A 19,435-nucleotide genomic window follows, 5' to 3' on the forward strand; every position below is an offset into this window, starting at 1 on the left:
GTTAAAACAAATTTCATTTTTATATTATTTATATAATATTTTTTTATTAGTGTGATATAGTAATATGTTTTTTAAATATTCAGTTTTATTTTTTAAGTATAAGTTTTTTAATGAATATAAATAAATTGTTTTTTTTTATATTTAAATTTGATTAAATAAATATTTTTATTTTATTTTTTATATTTTAAAAAATGTGGTTGTTATTAATAAAGTATTAGTAATGTTACTTATTATATTTTTTTTTATAAAAGATAAATATATATAATATATATTAAAATATATGATGCAATTTTCATGATATAAATGAAATATTTATAAACCTTATGATATTACTAATATTTTTATTTTTTTTTAAATAGTTAGAATATTTTTATATAACTGAATTATTTTTTACTTGAAAATAATAAATGTGAGTAATTTTTATACACAATATTTTTTATTATAAAGAAAACATATAGTTATTTATATAATTTTCTGGTTTTTTTGTTTAATTAATTATATATATCAAATAATTTTATTGTTTTAATTAAGTATTCATTTAGTAAAGTAATAATTTAATAATTTTTTTTAGTTTATGATAGATATTTTTTTTAAAAAAATAATGAAAGTATATTTATACGATATGAATTTATTTTTTTATAATTTTGAAAAACAAATATTATAATTGATAATGATTTGATAATTTTTTTACATTATAAATTTTACTTATATAAAAAAATTATCTTTTTTGTACAACAAAAATATTTGTAAATATGTATTATTAAGGGAAATATATGTTTCAAAAATCAATTTTAGTATTAAATTGTGGTAGCTCATCAATAAAATTTTCTATAATAGAACATCATTCTTCCAGAAAATTGTTATATGGTTCTATTGAATCTATTGGACTGCAGAATTCTAGTGTTACATGGAAAATATATAATTTATGTGAAAAACGTAAAATTTTTAAAAATATTATAACACATGAAATAGGATTTAAATTTTTATTTCATTCTATTTTGTCACAAGAACAAGAAATTAGTAATACAATAATTGGAATAGGGCATCGTATAGTTCATGGAGGCGATAAAATTACTTCTTCTGTGTTACTTAATGAAGTAAATATTAAATATGTTAAAGATGCAATTTGTTTTGCTCCTTTACATAATCCTTTAAATTTATTGGGAGTAATGTTTGCAAAACAATTTTTTTCTCATTTATCTGATTATAATGTTGGAGTTTTTGATACTGTTTTTCATCAAACATTACAAAAAGAGAAATATTTATATGCTATACCTTATCAGTTTTATTCTAAAAACAAAATTAGAAGATATGGAGCACATGGAATTAGTCATCAGTTCGTTCGGGATCAATCGTCAAAAATTTTAAATATTCCAATATGTAATTTAAATATGATTAGTTGTCATTTAGGAAATGGTGCATCAATTACCGCAATAAGAAATGGTGTATCTGTTGATACTTCTATGGGTTTGACTCCTTTAGAAGGATTAGTTATGGGAACTAGAAGCGGAGATATTGATCCTGCTATTATTTTTTTTATGTACCATAATTTAAATTTAAAAATTTCTGATATTGAAAATATTTTAATAAAAAAATCGGGATTACTTGGATTAAACGGGGAAACTAGTGATTTTCAAAAAATTACTGATAGTTATGCTACAAATAAACAGTCAAAGTTGTCAATAGATATTTTTTGTCATAGGTTAGCTAAATATATTTCAGGATATTCATCATTAATGAATGGTAAATTAGATGCTCTTGCATTTACTGGTGGAATTGGAGAAAATTCATCTTTAATGCGTAAAATAACAATTGATAAGTTGTCTTTGTTAGGTTTTTTTATTGATTATGTAAAAAATGATACAATATATAAAAAAAAGCAATATTTTATTCACACAAAAGAAAGTATTCCTATACTAGTAATTTTTGCACAAGAAGAAGAATCAATTGCAAAAGAAACTTTTTCAGTCATTCATAATATATAAATTATATGTATAAAATAATTTTTTATTATTGTGTTATTTTTATTTTTAAGGATAAAAAATTATGTCATGTCCTATTTTATTATTTCCTTTAGATGATTATGTTGGAATAGACACAGTGAGTTTGACTATTTTAAAAAAAATTAGTCAGCAACAAATTTCTTGTGATTTTTTTTATTGTTTAAAAAAAAAAAAATTAAATGATATTTCTTGCGTAAATATAAAAGATATTTTTAATTCATTACATTTAAATATTTCACATATATATCCAATGATAATTTCAGAATCTGATGCTTCTTTAATTAATCATATACAATTAATGCATGTAGTAGATCAATTTGTAGAACAATATTTTTTAAAATCTTCCAAAAATGTGCAACTTAATTTTATTAAAGGTTTATCTATTAATAAAAAAAATTTTCTTTTTTCTCTTCACTTTAATACTTTTTTAGCGAAAAGATTAAATGCGAAAGTTATTATTTTATATAACAGTGATCGTTTAATACAATTAAAAAATTATCAAAAAAATATTTTAAACATAATAAAATCAAATTTTATTATAGATAATATTGATGTTATTGGAATAATTTTTAATACATCTAGAAAAAATATTTTTTCATTGACTAAATACAATAAAAAAATATTAAAATATAATTTATTACAAAATATTTCCATCAATGAAAAAGATTCTAAATTAACAATATTAGGATATATGAATTATGAAAATTTTTTATCGCAAATTTTAATAAGTGAATTATTTTTTTATTTACAAGCAAAAAGAATAGGAACATATGTTAATATTAATTTTTATATAAATAAAGTAGTATTATTAAATCATTATTCACATAATGATATGCATAATATTTTGTTAATTTTCGATAATATTTCTATTAAAGATATTCTGTTAACATTATCTAATTATAAAAAAAAAAAAAATGTTGCTTTACTAATAACTAATTATACTCAAGATCTTCATGAAATATATGAAAAAATTGTATTACAATTTGGTAATTATATTTCAATATTTTATGTTTCATGTTCTTTCATACAAGTATTAAAAAAATTAAGATTATTTAAAAGTTCAATATATTTCAAAAATATCAAAGATATTGATAATATTTTAAATTTTATTAATACAAAAATTAAAATAAATTTTTTAAATGTACAAAAATCTATTAAAAAAAATATAATTAATCCTTATTTTTTTCAATTTCAAATTAAACAAAATGCAAAAAAAAATCATAAATCTATTATCTTACCAGAAGGAAGTAATCTTTTTATTTTAAAAGCTGCTTCAATTTGTTCTAATTTAAAAATAGCAAAAATAATTTTATTAGGAAATAGTGAAAAGATTCTAAATAAAATGAAAGTACACAAGATTATAATGAATAAATATATTCAAATAGTAGATCCAAAATATATTAAAGAAAAATATATATCTCTTTTATATTCATTAAGAAAAAATAAAGGAATGACTAAATTATTAGCTCAAAAAGAAATTAACAATAATATTATTTTATCTATGTTAATGTTAAAAAGTGATTATTCAGATGGTGTAGTAGCTGGAATTGAACATAAAACATCTGAAATTATACGCCCTGCTTTTCAAATTATTAAATGTAAACAAGAATTTTCTTTAATTTCTTCTTGTTTTTTTATGCTTCTTAATAATAATGTATTAATGTATGCAGATTGTGCAATTAATATTAATCCTTCTTACCAACAGTTAGCAGAAATTGCTATTCAATCTTATGAAACGGCTATAAAATTTCAAATTAAACCTAAAATTGCAATGTTGTCTTATATTACTGGAATTAATAATTCTGAAGATATTAATGTGTTAAAAGTTATTAATGCTACTAAATTAGTAAAAAATATAAGACCAGAAATATTAATTGATGGTCCAATTCAATATGATGCTGCAATATCCAGAGAAGTTAGTCAAATAAAATGTCCAAGTTCTCCACTTAAAGGGGAAGCAAATGTTTTTATATTTCCAGATTTAAATACGGCTAATATTGTGTATAAAGCAGTACAACGTTCTTCTAAAGCTATTTGTATTGGTCCTATTTTACAAGGTATTCAAAAACCTGTTAATGATTTATCGAGAGGAGCATCTGTTGAAGATATTTTGTATACAATTATGTTGACAGTTTTACAATCTTAATATTTGATTAAACATGCTTAATAAGTTTATGTAATATAAATAAAAATTATTTATATTTTTTCATAACAAAAATAATTAGAAATAATAAAATTGAATAGATTTATTATATAATAAAATATTTATTTCAAAGAAACTAAATAATTTTTTTTAAGAATAATTAAATATATTTATAAAAATAAATAAAATATAATTATTGTAAATATATCTTAATAAATAAAAAGAATCGTTTTTCTTTTTTAAATAAAAAATTGACTTTATCTTTTTAGGTATTATCTGAATTATAGATGAATATAATTAATAATTAATTAACAAGATATTTGTAAGATTTGTAATAATTGATGGTAATTTTTTTTTCATATTGATTATATAATATATGCAATATATTTATATAAAATATCTTAATTTAATTAAAAATAAATTTGTTTTTAAAAATTAATTTTTACAATTTTTTTTCTTTATTCTTCTATTTGTTAAAATAATTCAATTTTTTTATGTTATATATTTAGATTTTTTGTGATAAATTATAAGATATTTATAAAAAATAATATTACATAATTCCAAAATTTTTGTGTTTTACATTATTATTATTTTTATCAGAATATTGAATCTTATTTTTTAATAAATAATATGTGAAATTAATAATTTAAATTTTTTTTTCACAATTTTTTTCCTAAATTTTTTTAATTAAAAAGATATTATAATAATCTAATAAAATATTTAATATATTAAAGAAAAATTTAGATAATTTATTTAATTCATGTATGTAAATAATGTGTACTAAATTTAGGGATTAAAAAATATAGAATAATAAATTCTTTTTTTTTATTTTTTTAATATAGTTTAATTATTTGTGTAATTAATAATATTGATACATATAAATTAAATTTTTAATTAGTGTTATTTAAGTATTAAAAGAACTATAAATATGATTATTTTATATTTTTTTATATAAAAAATAAATAATAAAATCTAATATTTTTTTAATCACATTCTTTTTTTTTGAACAAGGATTTACTGTTTTGATACAGGTATTTATAAAATAAAATATATTCTTTGTGCAATGTTTTTTTGAATTATTTATTGAGTTCTGAATAATATCTAATTTATCCTAATTAGTTACACTAATATTATTTTTTGTGAAATATATTTATAATTGTTATCTTTAGTTATACTAATATAACTAATAGTATAAGAATATGATGTTAATAAACAAAAATTAAATTTTTTGTTGAAAATTTTCATTTTATTCATAATTGGAGTGAGAAATGAAATTTGAAAAATTATATTTCATTTTGAAATATAAAGATATTTATTAAATATATTAAGTAATAATTAATTATATCACCATTGTGCTTTTTTATATAATTTTTTTAACTTATTTTTAATTAAGTATTTTACTTTCATTATTATATAAGATAATAAAAAATGTATTTTGATTTTATTTTTTACATATAAATTCATTTTATTTATTTCATTTGTAAAAAAAATTTAATATTTTAATCCATTTTTATATTTCACGATTTTTTTTTGATATGTTTATATAAAATAGATAATAAAATATTTTATATTTTTCTTCTTCAATGAAGAATAAAGACTTTGGATATTAAATATTAATATTTTGGATATTTTTATCAATTACATTTTTTAGATTTTATGATGATATTATGAAGTAAAATTATTTTTATTGTATTATCAAATTATATTGGAGTATGTAATTTCACTTAATATATTTAAATATTGTTTATTTTTTTATTGAAAAATTTAAAATATGATGTCATTTGTTAAATTAATTATGTTTTTTTTATTTATTGTTTCATTTTCAATATTTTTTTTGATATGTATAATATTTTTTTTAAATCTTTTTATTAAAAGTATAAAAAATAGCATTTATGTTTTCTAAAATTTATTCACTATATAGTACAATATTGTTGGTTATAAATGTTAAAAAATTAGTATTTTTTATGTAAAATACTAATTTAAAATGATTACTATAATATTAAAACAGTATTATATATATTAATAATATCATAATCAATTATATTATTAATATAATGTATTTAATTTTTGTACCGCTACTACTTTTTCTTTTTTTGTAGTGCGTATTAAAATTACTCCTTGAGCATTTCTTTTTAATATACCTATTTCAGAAATACGAGTACGTACTAATGTTCCAGCATCAGTAATAATCATAATTTGATTATTTTGACAAACTTGAATTGCACCGATTAAAATTCCATTTTTATTGGTAATTTTTATAGCTATTATTCCTTGTGTGGATCGTGATTTTATTGGAATATCTGATATTTTTGTTCGTTTTCCAAATCCATTTTCTGTTACTGTAAGTATATGTCCTTTATCTTGCGGTATAATTAAAGATACAACTCTATCTTTTTTATTGATTTTAACCCCTTTTACTCCAGTAGCTGTACGTCCCATTTCTCTAACAGAATGTTCAGAAAAATGTACAACTTTACCCATTGCAGTGAATAACATAACATTATCATGTCCATTAGTTAAAGCAACCCCTATTAATTCATCATGTTCTTTTAAATGAATAGCAATAATTCCATTATTTCGTGGTTTTTTAAAAAATTTAAGTGGAGTTTTTTTTACAATTCCTTGAGCGGTAGCCATAAAAATGTTGACATTTTCTTGATATTTTTTAAATGGTAAAATAGCTGTAATTCTTTCGTTGTTTTTTAGTGGAATAAGATTAATAATAGGTTTTCCTCTTGCATTTCTACTTGCTTCAGGTAATTGATATACTTTTAAACAATAAATAACACCTTTACTAGAAAAACATAAAATTGTATCGTGTGTATTTGCAATTAATAAATTTTCTATAAAATCTTCTTCTTTGGTTTTCGCTGCAGATTTTCCTTTTCCTCCTCTTTTTTGTGCTTCATAATCAGATAACGGTTGATATTTTACATATCCTGAATGTGATAAAGTTACTACTACATCTTCTTTATTAATTATATCTTCTACATTAATTTCAGATATACTATTCTGTATTTCAGTTTTTCTATTATCTCCATATTGATTACTAATATTTTGTAATTCTTTTTTTATTATTGACATCATAAAATTTGGTTGATTTAATATATCTACTAAATTTTTTATTTTTGTTAAAATAACAAAATATTCTTCTGTAATTTTTTTTTGTTCTAATGATGTGATTTTTTGAAGTTTTAAATCTAATACAGACTCGGCTTGTTTGATAGATAATGTACATATTTTTTGAATGTTGTTATTTTTATGATGTTTACATGAAGATAATATTGTTTCTTTTTTTTTCATTAGCATAACAAAACGATTATCAAAATTTTTCCATTCTTTTTGTATTAATATATTTTTAGCATCTTCAGGACTGTTGGTTTTTTGAATCATATTAATAATTGAATTAATATTATTTAATGCAATACTAATACCTTCTAAAATGTGCATTTTTTTTAATTTTTTTTTAAGTTCAAATAAACTTCTACGAAATACAATTTCTTTTCTATGAGAAATAAAATATTGAATAATTTCTTTTAATGATAATTTTTTTGGTTCGCCATTACATAATGCAACCATATTAATACCAAAAGAAATTTGTAATGGAGTAAGTAAATATAGTTGATTTAATACAATTTCTGTTCTAGCTTCTTTTTTTATTTTAATCACAATACGCATTCCATCTTTATCAGATTCATCTCGTAAAGCGACTATACCATCTATTTTTTTGTCTTTTGCTAATTCTGCTATTTTTTCGATTAATTTAGCTTTATTGACTTGATAAGGTAATTCGTAAATAATTATTTTTTCTCTTTTAGTTTTTGAATTTGTTTCTATTTTGATACGTGCTCGAATAGAAATTTTTCCTTTTCCTGTACGATATGCTTCTTCTATTCCTATTTTTCCATTTATAATTCCGTAAGTTGGAAAATCTGGTCCTGGAAGATATTGCATAATTTTTTTTAAAGATATTTCATTATTATCAATATAAGCTAAGCAAGCATTAATGACTTCTTTAATATTATGAGGAGGGATATTTGTAGCCATTCCTACTGCAATTCCAGATGATCCATTGATAAGTAAATTAGGAAAATTTGTAGGTAATACGTCAGGTATAAGTTCTGTTCCATCATAATTTTTACTAAATTTTACTGTATTTTTTTCTAAATCATTTAATAATTCTTGAGCAATTTTTGACATTCTAATTTCAGTATAACGCATTGCAGCAGCTGCATCTCCATCTATAGAACCGAAATTACCTTGTCCATCGATTAAAACATACCTTAAAGAAAATGTTTGAGCCATACGAACGATGGTATCATATACAGCGGAATCTCCATGAGGATGATATTTACCAATTACGTCACCTACAATTCGAGCAGATTTTTTATATGTTTTGTTCCATACATTATGTAAAATATACATAGCAAACAATATTCTTCTGTGAACAGGTTTAAGACCATCACGTACATCTGGTAATGCTCGACTAATGATCACTGACATTGCATAATCTAAATAAGAAGTTTTTAATTCTTCTTCAATATCAACTTGTGTAATTTCTTTAGCAAGTTCTTTCATAGAATAAATTATCTCTTTTATATGTAGAATATTTATATTTTTATTATATTTTTTTTTAAATTGAAACTATAGCATATTTATATTCTTCAGTGAATCAAAGAAAAGATTTAATTTTTTTGTTAGTTATTATAAAAATAATGTAAAGTTATATAAATATTATTTTTAATATATTTTAAAACATAAATTTGAAAATACCTGTATAATTAATCAATATTATGTTTGTTTTCAACATGTAATATATATATTAATTATATAATTTTAAAAATTAGGAGAGTAATTTTATGCAGTTTGAAGAAAAAAAAATAATTGAAAATTTGTTTGAAAGATTAAAAAATGTTGAAGAAAAATGTCCTGAAAAAAATACATTAGCTAATAATTTTATTAATGAATGTATTCAAAAGAACCCGAATTCTATATATTACATTATTCAAACAGTTTTAATTCAAGAAGATGTTATTAAAAAATTAAATGAACGTATAATTGCATTAGAAAATGATATTTCTTTATTTAAAAAGAATAATAATATACAAGAACCAAGTTTTTTAAAAAATACTGAAAACGCTATAAAATCTACACAGAAATTAGATACTAAAAAAAATCAAAATACTATTTCAAAAAATTATGATTCTGCTTTTTATGAACAAAAAAATCCTATGAATAAAGGATGTAATTCTTCTATTTCATCAGGAGGAGTAAGTAGTTTTTTAGGTTCTGCTGCACAAACAGCTGCAGGTGTTGCTGGAGGTATATTTATGGGAAACATATTAAATAACTTATTTCACTCTGATAAAGAAATTAGCACACCTATAGATATTAATAATCAAAATGATTTATCAAAAATATCAAATACAGATTCTATAAAAAAAGTAAACGATGATTTTTTATCTGAAGAAGATAAAATTCAAAACAATGAAAATAAAAATTTAGATCATGATTATGAAAATAATCATGAAGAAGCAAATAATGAATATGATGAATATGATGATGAAGATGAAGATGATGATGACTATTATGAAAATCATGATGACAATATGTTAGATATAGATAATCAAGGTGATGAATTATTATAATAATTACACTTTTTATTGTTTTTAGTAATTATTTTTTTTAAAAAAAAACCAGAATATACAGTATTATATACTGGTTTTTTTTTTTGATAATGTAATATTAGTTTATTTTTGTGTAAAGTATTGAATTACTCCTTCTGTAGTCGGAATTATTCCTAATTTTCCTTTTTTCCAATTAGCAGGACAAACTTCTCCATTTTTTTCATGAAATTGTAAAGCATCAATTGTTCTTAACATTTCTTGAATATTTCTACCTAAAGGTAAATCATTAACTAATTGATGTCTAATAACCCAATTTGAATCAATTAAAAAAGATGCTCTTAACGCAACACCAATTGAAGGATGTTCAATATTATATTTTTTTTGAATTTCTCTTTTTAAATCAGATACCATAACATATTGTATTTTTCCTATTCCTCCTTTATTTATCGGAGTATTTCTCCAAGCATTATGAACAAATATTGAGTCTATGGATACTCCTACAACTTCTACATTTCTTTTTTGAAATTCAGGGTACATTTTATCAAAAGCAATTAATTCAGAAGGACAAACAAATGTAAAGTCCATAGGCCAAAAAAAAAGTACCGTTGGTTTTCCTGATGCATATTTTTTAAAATTAAAATCTTCTATTAATTGTCCATTTCCTAAAACAGCTGGAGCAGTAAAATTAGGAGCTGGTAAAGTTACTAAAACCATTAGATTATTCCTTTTTTAAAATGTTATTTTTTTTATACATTTTGAAAATGATAATTGTTATTATTTGATTTTTTATTTTTTTAAAAAATATATAATTTTAATAATAATGGTAATTTTTATTATTTAACAAAAATTTGTTCTATTGTATTTTGTTTATTATTAATATTATACTTTTTTAAAAAAATATTATTTAGGAAATTATGATTATGCAGAAAATATTTACTTGGAAAGATATTTTAAAATATGAAATAAAAAAAAAATATTTTATAGACATTTTACAATATATTAAAAACGAGCGTCATAATAAAACGATTTTTCCTTCGGAAAAGAATGTTTTTCAAGCATTTAATATTACTAATTTTAGTAGTATTAAAGTTGTTATAGTTGGTCAAGATCCTTATTTTCGAATAGGTCAAGCTCATGGATTAGCTTTTTCAACTTTATCTAGACAATTCTTACCTCCTTCATTAAAAAACATTTTTTTAGAAATTAAACGTGATTTACCTGATTTTAAATATCCAAATCATGGAAATTTAATAAATTGGGCATATCAAGGTGTTTTTTTAATAAATAGAGTATTAACAGTGGAAGAAGGAAAACCACATTCTCATGCTAAAATAGGTTGGAATATATTTACAAATCAAGTTATTTCTGTAATTAATTTTTTTTTAAAGGGTGTTATTTTTTTGTTATGGGGGAGGTATGCAAAATTGTTAAAGCCATTAATTGATCAAGATAAACATTTTGTTTTACAGACTTCGCATCCTTCACCTTTGTCTGTACATAAAGGTTTTTCTGGATGCTGTCATTTTTCTCAGGTAAATAAATTATTATTATTGCAAAAAAAAACACCAATAATATGGTAATTGTATAATTTTTATTTTTATATTTAAATGTATAAAAATACAATCAATTTTTTTCTATTATTCTTTCAATCTGATTTTTATTTTTCATATACTTCAACGATAGCTGGACTTAAAATAACATCACCGAAAGAATATCCATTTTGTATTATTTTATTTATATATTGTGGTTGTCCTGAATCAATAAAATTTTTTTTTTGATTGATTTTATGTATTTTTTTATTAAATAGTTCGTTAACTTTTCCTTCTTGTTTTATTTTAAATTGAAAAAAAGTATTTAACATAGTTTTAAAAATTAATTTTATTCCTAAAATTGTATTTTGATTATATTTTTCAATATTTTTTTTATTTTTATAAAGATTTTTTAATTGATTAGCGATAGGAATAATTTTTTTCATAAAAAGAATGAATTGTTCATCTTTTATATATTTTTTTTTTATTTCATTTTTTTTTATGATATTTTCAATTTCTGCTTGAGCACGTAACTTTATATTTTTTTTTTTTTTTTGTAATATTTTAATTTCTTCGTTTAATTCTAAAATTGTTTTTTCTAATGGTTCAAGATGTTTTTTTTTTATTAATGTCTCTTCATTTTTTTTGTTTACTTTTGAGTTGTTTGTTGTTACACAATCTTGTTTATTTTCCATATTTCTTTAAAACTCCTTATTCAATGATTAGAGTATTTAAAATTCCTTAATATATTATGAATCTTTTTTGAAAAATTTTCAACTGTATTTAGAATTTTATTAAATTACTAAAAATGTTGTTTTATTTATAAAACATTTAATCAATAGATTATTGAAGAAAATATTATATCTTATATCGTCATTACACAAAAATAATATTATTTTTTTTATATATGAAATATGAATATGTATTATTGATAATATATAAATATTTAATAAAATTTAATTTTGTATTTATTTAAAATTTTTCATGTTTTTATATCAAAAAAATATGTTTTTTATGAATATTAACAATAAATACAATAAAAAAATAAATTTATATATAAAATTGAATTAATTCAATATATTTTGTTACAAATTTTAAAGAAAAAAATATTAGAATATTTAATATTAGATATGAAATTTATAATGAAGTGTAATATTTTTAATTATAAGTGCAATATTTTATAATAAATAATTGTTAATACAAAATTTTATATGGAGCTGGCGGGATTTGAACCCGCGTCCAAAAATTCTAGAATTAAGGTTCTACATGCTTATTCTATTTTTTAAAAAACTATAAATATTCTAAAAAAAATATAGAAAAAAATGATTTAGATATTTATCTTACTAATATTTTAATATATAGGTAGTAAGAATGCTACATATTATCTCTTATTTGAATATGACCTTTCTACAACTTTTTAAATTTTGTCAAGAGAATCAATTTAAAATGAAAGGGCTTTAAAACAGTTTTTTAAGCTGCTAAAGCGTAATTTTTTTTGTTTGCAACTATATTTTTACGGTTTTTTACGAGGCCACCGTTCCTCGGCATGCATCTGTAATTTTTTGATATTTTTGTCGAATCCAATTATCAGCCCCAGTTTTTTTGCTATTATATATAATAATTTTATTATATTAACTGATTATTTTTTTAAAGTCTATGTATTTATTATAATAATTATAATTACATTTTTTAAAACATGATTTTAGATTTATGACATTAAGGAATTTTTATGAATACTTATAAAGTTATTAAAGAACAAATTAGATCAAATCCTATTTTGATTTATATGAAAGGAACACCAGAACATCCTAATTGTGGTTTTTCAGCACAAGCAATAAATATATTAAAAACATGTAACATTCGTTTTGCTTTTGTTGATGTATTACAACATCCATCTATTCGTTTAGAATTACCTAAATATTCTAATTGGCCTACTTTTCCACAATTATGGGTTTCGGGGGAATTAATAGGAGGTTGTAATATTATTCAAGAGTTATCATCTTCTGGAGAATTGAAACGAATTTTAGAAAAAACATTTTCAGAACAACAATCTGAGTAAATCTTTTTTATTTATTTGATAATATTTTTTATTAATTTAGTGGTTTTATTTAAATAATTATTAAAAATATTTTATTTTTTATCAGTATTAACTAAAAAAATTTTTAGTTAATACTGATATTATTACCATTTTTTGATTGCATATAAAAATGTTTATAAATTATAATAATAAAATTATTCTATTATATATAGAAATATATTTTTAAATATTTTTTTAATGTATATTATTAATATAATAAATAAGAATTACTATTCTTAATAGTTATTAGGTGGCCACCCTCCTATTCTTTTTAAACGGTTAACTAATTCACAAAATAGATTTGCTGTTTGTGTTGTATCATATAATGCAGAATGTGCTTGACTATTATCAAAGTTTAATCCAGCTTTTTTACATGCTTTTGATAAAACAGTTTGTCCAAGAATTAATCCACTTAAAGATGCAGTATCAAAAGTTGCAAAAGGGTGAAAAGGATTACTTTCAATATTTGTGCGTTCTATTGCAGCCATTAAAAAATTATAATCAAACATAGCATTATGTGCTACGATAATTGCTTTACTACATTTAGTTTCTTTAATTCCTTGATGAATTAATTGAAAAATTTTTTTCAATGCTTGTATTTCACTAATTGCACCTCTTAATGGGTTAAAAGGATCAATTTTATTAAAAGTTAATGCATTTTTATTAATTAAAGATCCAATAAATGGTTGTATGTGAAAATGGATAGTTTTTTCTTTATATATCCATCCTAATTTATCCATTCTTAAAGTAATTGCTGCAATTTCTAATAATGCATGTTTTTTAGGATTAAATCCGGCAGTTTCAATATCAATAATCACAGGATAAAAACTTCTAAATCTTTGGTTTAAAGAACAAGAATTTACATCTTTAGACATATATGTAACTCATCTTTTTTTTTTTTTTTACTTTGAATTGTATATTGTTATAAAATAACATGTTCAGTTATAATTGTTTATAGAATTGTTATATCTTTACTAAATTTTTTTTTTAATTTTTATTTTTTTCACATTTTTTATATTTTTGTTAAATTTTATTTTATAAAAAATGTTTAAAAAAGATATTTAAAAAATTGTATTAAAAATTTTAAAAAATAATAAAACTGATAATTTTATAATATTAAATTAATAATTTTTGTGTAATTTTTATTAGATTTTTATAAAAAAGTTATTTTTTTTTGAATATAATAATGATATTATCAAAAATTTTTTTTTAAAATTTATTTATTTTATTTAAATTAATTTTTTTAACATTAGTTAATATTGAATTAAAAATTCAATTTCATTTAAAATAAAAAGGATAAATATATGAGTTATGTTTTACCAAAATTAAAATATGCATATGATAGCTTCGAACCTTTTATTGATACAGAAACTATGATTATACATCATACAAAACATCATCAAACTTATATAGATAATACAAATATGATGATTAAAAAGATGAACTTATTACATAAAAATATAGATCAAATTATTATGCATTTGAGAGACATTAAAAATTCAAACAATTTAGATAATGATTATATTTTTTTAAAAAATAATATTGGTGGACATATTAATCATAGTATATTTTGGAGTTTATTAAAAAGAGGTACTGTATTAAGGGGTCGTTTAAAAAATCAAATAGAACAAGATTTTAATTCTTTTGATAATTTTAAACAAATGTTTGAAAAAGTAGCAATAAGTCACTTTGGTTCAGGATGGGTATGGTTAGTAGAAAGAAAAAAAAAGTTATATATTGAAAGTACTATCAATCAAGATAATCCTTTAATAGATTCTCTAATCTCAAAAACATATGGATATCCTATTTTTGGTTTAGATATTTGGGAACATGCATATTATTTAAAATATAAAAATAGAAGAATGGATTATATTCAGTCTTTTTGGCAAATATTAAATTGGGATGAAGTGATTTTTCGTTTTGAAAAATGTTTTTGTTCTTCACAAAATATCAATATATTTTAAAAGAGGTGTATTTTGAATTTAATAAAAATTATTATTGGATTAGGAAATCCAAATATTCAATATAAAGAAACTAGACATAACTTAGGTGCTTCATTAATTTATACATATGCACAACATAACAATGTGAACATGGTTGAAAAAAAAAATTTTTAGGATATATTGGTACAGTAAAAAAATTTAAAAATAATGCGTATATATTTACTCCAAATACATATATGAATAAAAGTGGAGATGCTTTATCAAATATATTACATTTTTTTAATATTTCTCTGGAAAACATTTTAATTGTACATGATGATTTAGATCTTAAAATAGGACAATTAAAATTTAAATATTCTATAGGAAGTAGCGGACATAATGGTTTACGCAGCATAATTATTTCATTAAGAAAGTTTTTTTCTCATGTTGATTTAAAATCTCTATTTTTTCATAGAATATGTATAGGTATTGGTCGTCCTAATTCTAGAAAAAATGTTAGTTCATTTGTACTTACTTGTCCCTCAAAATATGAAAAAGAAATATTATCGACATCGATACAGCAAGCAATGAAATTTATTGATACTTTTATTCAACAATAAATATATAATTAAATATAGTATTAGTACTATAAATAGTATATGTGTATCACAATTTATGCATTATTAATCATTTTTTTATGGAATATAAAATGGGATTTAAATGTGGTTTAATTGGTTTACCGAATGTTGGTAAATCCACTTTATTTAATATTTTAACACAATCTAATGTTCCATCAGAAAATTATCCATTTTGTACGATTGAACCTAATATTTCTATTGTTCCAGTGTTTGATCATCGATTAAAAACATTACAAAAAATTGTATTTTCTAAAAATGTTGTTCCGACAACAATGGAATTTGTAGATATTGCAGGTTTAGTAAAAAACGCACATTCAGGAGAAGGATTAGGTAATCAATTTTTACAAAATATTAGAAATGTAGATGCTTTAGTTCATGTCGTTCGATGTTTTTTGGAAAAAAATATTGTGCATTGTTATGATCAAATTAATCCTATTCAAGATATAGAATTAATTTTACTAGAATTAATTTTTGCTGATATTTACTTTTGTGAATTAGAATTAAAAAGCTTTGAAAAACAAATTAAAAAAAAAAATAGTGAGTTAATTAAACAGAAAATTACGTTATTATCTAAATGTTTAACTCATTTAAAAAAACAAAAAATGTTAAAGTCGTTAATATTAAATGATATAGAAGAAATAATAATTTCTTCTTTTAATTTTATTACTAAAAAACCAATAATGTATATTGCAAATATTAGTAAAATTAAAAGTAATACTCCTAATTTAGATTTATTTAATAATTTTTGTAAAAAAAATAACACAGAAATTATTCAATTATGCATTGAATATGAAAAACAAAAAATTTTATGTGATAATAAAATTAAAAAAAATTGGAAAAATAATAATAATTCTGTAATACAAAAAATTATTCTTTCTGGTTATAAATTATTAAATTTAAATACTTTTTTTACTGTAGGTAAAAAAGAAATTAAAGCTTGGACATTAAAACATGGTGATAATATTACTGAAGCTGCAGGAAAAATTCATAGTGATATGAAACGAGGTTTTATTAGAGCACAAGTAATGTCATATGAAGATTTTATAAAATATAACGGAGAGATAGGAGTTAAAAAAATAGGAAAATATAGAACGGAAGGAAAAAAATATATTGTACAAGATGGTGATATTATTAATATTTTATTTAATGTATGATTTTTTATTTTTTTAAATCATTATTAATAATTAATTGAAAGCTAACAAAAAATACTTTATTTAAAGATTTTTGTTAGCTGTTTATTTATTATTATAAATAAATTTTATTTTTTTAAAAGAAAATCTTTGAGTGAGAAAAAGTTTGGCTTCATATTATATGATAATGAAGGAAGGCTTATTCTATGCTGCAGAACATGAGGTATATTCATGTTAATATTTAATATTTTGTCAACAGTTTTTTTAAATTTAGAAGGATGTGCTGTACCTAAAAATAAACCATATTCATGTTTTTTTAGTTGATCTTTTAATAGTTTATAAGCAATTGCTGCATGTGGTTCCGATATATATTTTAATTTATATAAATTTAATAAAGTTTCTTTTGTTACATTATCAGATACACTTCCATAACCTAAAGATTTTAATTTCCATTTTTTTCTGTGAAATAATTCTTTTACTCGAGTCCAATTATTTGGTTGACTAATATCCATTGCATTTGAAATTGTTGAAACTGTTTCTTTTGGATTCCAAATTCCTGTTTTTAAAAATCTTGGAATTGTATCATTGGAATTAGTGGCTGCAATAAAAGATTTAATAGGTAAACCTAAAGATTTTGCTAATAATCCAGCAGTTAAATTACCAAAATTACCACAAGGAACGGAAATAATTAATTCTTTTCTTTTATTATGTGGAACCATAGAAAATGCTTCAAAATAATAGCATATTTGTGCTAATAATCGACTTATATTAATAGAATTAGCTGAATTTAATCCTGTTTTTTTTCTCAAATCTTTATCTTGAAAAGCTTGTTTTACTAATGTTTGGCATTCATCAAAACTTCCATTGATAGCTATTGTTGTTATATTTTCTCCTAAAGTACAGAACATTTTTTCTTGAAATTCACTAATTTTTCCTTTTGGAAAAAGGATTACAACACGTACATTTTTCATTTTATAAAAAGCATGTGCTACTGCTGCACCTGTATCTCCAGAAGTTGCGGTTAAAATAGTAACGTTTTCATCTTTATTTTGATTTAACAAAGATAGCATTTGAGCCATAAATCGTGCTCCAAAATCTTTAAATGCTAAAGTTGGTCCATGAAATATTTCTAAACAAGAAATATTTTCTTCTACTTTTCTGACAATTGGTCCAGAAAAAGAAAACGCTTGTTTAACCTTATTAAATAGTTCTATTGTGTTAATTTCATCTCCTATAAACATTTCTAATATTTTACTACTTCTAGATATAAAATCCATTTCTAACAATTTTTCTAAATCAGATGAATCTATTTTTGGTAAATATGTAGGAAAAAATAAACCTTGATTTTTTCCTAATCCTAATGTTACCGCTTCAGCAAAACTAACTTGCTCTTCGTGATTTTTTAAATTATATAATTTCATTGATTAACCTATAATTTTAGTTCCAATATTATCTATTTTACAAATTTTTACAAACCCATTTTTGTTTACAATATATTCTTCATTAATTTTTTTTTCAATTTTTATAGCAATATTTATATTGTCACATATTGCAAAAATGCTAGGTCCTGATCCAGAAATACCGAATGACATTGCTCCGATATTCATAATTTTTTGTTTAATATTATTAAATTGAGGCATTAAGATGGTTCTATATGGTTCAGCAATTACATCTTTCATCACTTGAGCTGCTAAATCATATTGCATAGTATGAGAAGCGTGTATAAAACTTGCAATATGTCTACTATGATCAATACAAATTTTTTTAGTATATTTTTTAGGTAATAGATTTCTAGATTCCATAGTGTTTATATTTATTCCTGGCCATGCTATTATCCAAAACCAATCATTACAATGAGGAATTTTTTGAGTAATATATTTTTTTTCGTTAATAATTAATTGAATCCCTCCTAAATAACATGGAGCAACATTGTCATAATGAATAGTTCCAGAAATTAAACTTTCTAATTTACCCATTAAAATTAATAATTCATTATCATTTATAGGATGATTTAAAAAATTATTTAATCCTACTAAAGTGGCTACAACAGAACAAGCGCTAGAACCTAAACCGGAACCAATTGGCATATTTTTTTCTAATATTATTGATACAGAGATATCTTTTTTAATTTTTTTACAAAAATATAACCAACATTTCCATACTATATTTTCTGTAATATCTGTAGGTAATTCATGTGAAAATTGTCCTATAGTTTTTAACGTAAATTGTTTTGATTTTTTGATTGTAATGCAATCTCCTAATAAAGATTTATCTATTGGATAAATAGCTGCTCCTAAAATGTCAAAACCTACATTTATGTTTCCTATAGAAGCTGGTGCATAAATTTTTATCATAATATTTTTCCC

At 20.8% G+C, this 19,435-nt stretch carries 15 protein-coding genes and 1 other RNA gene; 9 read left to right on the plus strand and 7 right to left on the minus strand.

What is annotated here, in order from left to right; all coding sequences use genetic code 11:
* Window positions 1-773 precede the first annotated feature (773 nt).
* Both D9V80_RS00725 and pta read left to right on the plus strand, forming a co-directional pair.
* Entirely contained in the window at window positions 774-1,985 is a 1,212-nt protein-coding gene (locus tag D9V80_RS00725; RefSeq protein WP_158353264.1) for an acetate kinase, read from the plus strand.
* A 61-nt stretch (window positions 1,986-2,046) separates the two neighbouring features.
* Window positions 2,047-4,149: a phosphate acetyltransferase gene (gene pta, locus D9V80_RS00730; protein ID WP_158353265.1), complete on the plus strand. Its 2,103-nt coding sequence runs from the start codon at window positions 2,047-2,049 to the stop codon at window positions 4,147-4,149.
* Window positions 4,150-6,192: 2,043 nt separating this feature from the next.
* Here the strand turns inward: pta and gyrA are convergent.
* Window positions 6,193-8,724 carry a DNA gyrase subunit A gene (gene gyrA, locus D9V80_RS00735; protein WP_158353267.1) on the minus strand — a complete coding sequence of 844 codons (2,532 nt, stop codon included), beginning with the start codon at window positions 8,722-8,724 and terminating at the stop codon, window positions 6,193-6,195.
* Window positions 8,725-9,005: 281 nt separating this feature from the next.
* On the opposite strand from gyrA, the gene D9V80_RS00740 reads away from it, so the two are divergent.
* Complete coding sequence (locus D9V80_RS00740) at window positions 9,006-9,794, plus strand: DUF2076 domain-containing protein (RefSeq protein WP_158353269.1); 789 nt, start codon at window positions 9,006-9,008, stop codon at window positions 9,792-9,794.
* 102 nt (window positions 9,795-9,896) lie between these two features.
* Here the strand turns inward: D9V80_RS00740 and D9V80_RS00745 are convergent, their stop codons facing one another.
* Complete coding sequence (locus D9V80_RS00745; RefSeq protein WP_158353271.1) at window positions 9,897-10,487, minus strand: peroxiredoxin C; 591 nt, start codon at window positions 10,485-10,487, stop codon at window positions 9,897-9,899.
* A 206-nt stretch (window positions 10,488-10,693) separates the two neighbouring features.
* On the opposite strand from D9V80_RS00745, the gene ung reads away from it, so the two are divergent.
* On the plus strand, window positions 10,694-11,353 hold the full coding sequence (ung, locus tag D9V80_RS00750) for a uracil-DNA glycosylase (RefSeq protein ID WP_158353892.1): 660 nt from the start codon (window positions 10,694-10,696) through the stop codon (window positions 11,351-11,353).
* 77 nt (window positions 11,354-11,430) lie between these two features.
* On the opposite strand, the gene grpE is transcribed toward ung, so the two are convergent.
* Together grpE and ssrA are read right to left on the minus strand one after the other, a co-directional pair.
* Window positions 11,431-11,997, minus strand: coding sequence for a nucleotide exchange factor GrpE (gene grpE / locus D9V80_RS00755; RefSeq protein ID WP_158353274.1), 567 nt, complete (start codon window positions 11,995-11,997; stop codon window positions 11,431-11,433).
* Window positions 11,998-12,511: 514 nt separating this feature from the next.
* Window positions 12,512-12,897: a transfer-messenger RNA gene (gene ssrA, locus D9V80_RS00760) on the minus strand.
* Between the two features lie 134 nt (window positions 12,898-13,031).
* Between ssrA and grxD the strand changes: the two genes are divergently transcribed.
* Complete coding sequence (gene grxD, locus D9V80_RS00765; protein ID WP_158353276.1) at window positions 13,032-13,361, plus strand: Grx4 family monothiol glutaredoxin; 330 nt, start codon at window positions 13,032-13,034, stop codon at window positions 13,359-13,361.
* A gap of 254 nt (window positions 13,362-13,615) precedes the next feature.
* On the opposite strand, the gene rnt is transcribed toward grxD, so the two are convergent.
* On the minus strand, window positions 13,616-14,254 hold the full coding sequence (gene rnt / locus D9V80_RS00770; RefSeq protein ID WP_158353277.1) for a ribonuclease T: 639 nt from the start codon (window positions 14,252-14,254) through the stop codon (window positions 13,616-13,618).
* A gap of 429 nt (window positions 14,255-14,683) precedes the next feature.
* Here rnt and D9V80_RS00775 point away from each other — a divergent pair, with 429 nt between their 5' ends.
* The 4 genes from D9V80_RS00775 to ychF all read left to right on the plus strand — a co-directional run bounded on the left by D9V80_RS00775 (window position 14,684) and on the right by ychF (window position 17,093).
* Complete coding sequence (locus D9V80_RS00775) at window positions 14,684-15,343, plus strand: Fe-Mn family superoxide dismutase (protein ID WP_158353279.1); 660 nt, start codon at window positions 14,684-14,686, stop codon at window positions 15,341-15,343.
* Between the two features lie 12 nt (window positions 15,344-15,355).
* Window positions 15,356-15,496 (plus strand): hypothetical protein, encoded by a 141-nt coding sequence (locus D9V80_RS00780; protein ID WP_187306503.1) that lies wholly within the window; start codon window positions 15,356-15,358, stop codon window positions 15,494-15,496.
* Between the two features lie 5 nt (window positions 15,497-15,501).
* A complete protein-coding gene (pth, locus tag D9V80_RS00785; RefSeq protein WP_261978571.1) occupies window positions 15,502-15,921 on the plus strand; it encodes an aminoacyl-tRNA hydrolase in 420 nt (139 codons plus the stop codon).
* An 89-nt stretch (window positions 15,922-16,010) separates the two neighbouring features.
* A complete protein-coding gene (gene ychF, locus D9V80_RS00790; protein WP_158353285.1) occupies window positions 16,011-17,093 on the plus strand; it encodes a redox-regulated ATPase YchF in 1,083 nt (360 codons plus the stop codon).
* 104 nt (window positions 17,094-17,197) lie between these two features.
* On the opposite strand, the gene thrC is transcribed toward ychF, so the two are convergent.
* Window positions 17,198-18,490: a threonine synthase gene (gene thrC, locus D9V80_RS00795; RefSeq protein ID WP_158353287.1), complete on the minus strand. Its 1,293-nt coding sequence runs from the start codon at window positions 18,488-18,490 to the stop codon at window positions 17,198-17,200.
* A 3-nt stretch (window positions 18,491-18,493) separates the two neighbouring features.
* Window positions 18,494-19,423: a homoserine kinase gene (gene thrB, locus D9V80_RS00800; protein ID WP_158353289.1), complete on the minus strand. Its 930-nt coding sequence runs from the start codon at window positions 19,421-19,423 to the stop codon at window positions 18,494-18,496.
* Window positions 19,424-19,435 lie beyond the last annotated feature (12 nt).

This window comes from Buchnera aphidicola (Thelaxes californica) (genome assembly GCF_005080825.1).
GTDB lineage: Bacteria > Pseudomonadota > Gammaproteobacteria > Enterobacterales > Enterobacteriaceae > Buchnera_I > Buchnera_I aphidicola_V.

Coding starts and splice junctions, on each gene's coding strand:
- gyrA (WP_158353267.1), bottom strand. CDS start 8,724: ATGAAAGAACTTGCTAAAGAAATTACACAAGTTGATATTGAAGAAGAA.
- grxD (WP_158353276.1), top strand. CDS start 13,032: ATGAATACTTATAAAGTTATTAAAGAACAAATTAGATCAAATCCTATT.
- rnt (WP_158353277.1), bottom strand. CDS start 14,254: ATGTCTAAAGATGTAAATTCTTGTTCTTTAAACCAAAGATTTAGAAGT.
- ychF (WP_158353285.1), top strand. CDS start 16,011: ATGGGATTTAAATGTGGTTTAATTGGTTTACCGAATGTTGGTAAATCC.
- D9V80_RS00740 (WP_158353269.1), top strand. CDS start 9,006: ATGCAGTTTGAAGAAAAAAAAATAATTGAAAATTTGTTTGAAAGATTA.
- D9V80_RS00745 (WP_158353271.1), bottom strand. CDS start 10,487: ATGGTTTTAGTAACTTTACCAGCTCCTAATTTTACTGCTCCAGCTGTT.
- thrB (WP_158353289.1), bottom strand. CDS start 19,423: ATGATAAAAATTTATGCACCAGCTTCTATAGGAAACATAAATGTAGGT.
- ung (WP_158353892.1), top strand. CDS start 10,694: ATGCAGAAAATATTTACTTGGAAAGATATTTTAAAATATGAAATAAAA.
- pta (WP_158353265.1), top strand. CDS start 2,047: ATGTCATGTCCTATTTTATTATTTCCTTTAGATGATTATGTTGGAATA.
- D9V80_RS00775 (WP_158353279.1), top strand. CDS start 14,684: ATGAGTTATGTTTTACCAAAATTAAAATATGCATATGATAGCTTCGAA.
- thrC (WP_158353287.1), bottom strand. CDS start 18,490: ATGAAATTATATAATTTAAAAAATCACGAAGAGCAAGTTAGTTTTGCT.
- D9V80_RS00725 (WP_158353264.1), top strand. CDS start 774: ATGTTTCAAAAATCAATTTTAGTATTAAATTGTGGTAGCTCATCAATA.
- grpE (WP_158353274.1), bottom strand. CDS start 11,997: ATGGAAAATAAACAAGATTGTGTAACAACAAACAACTCAAAAGTAAAC.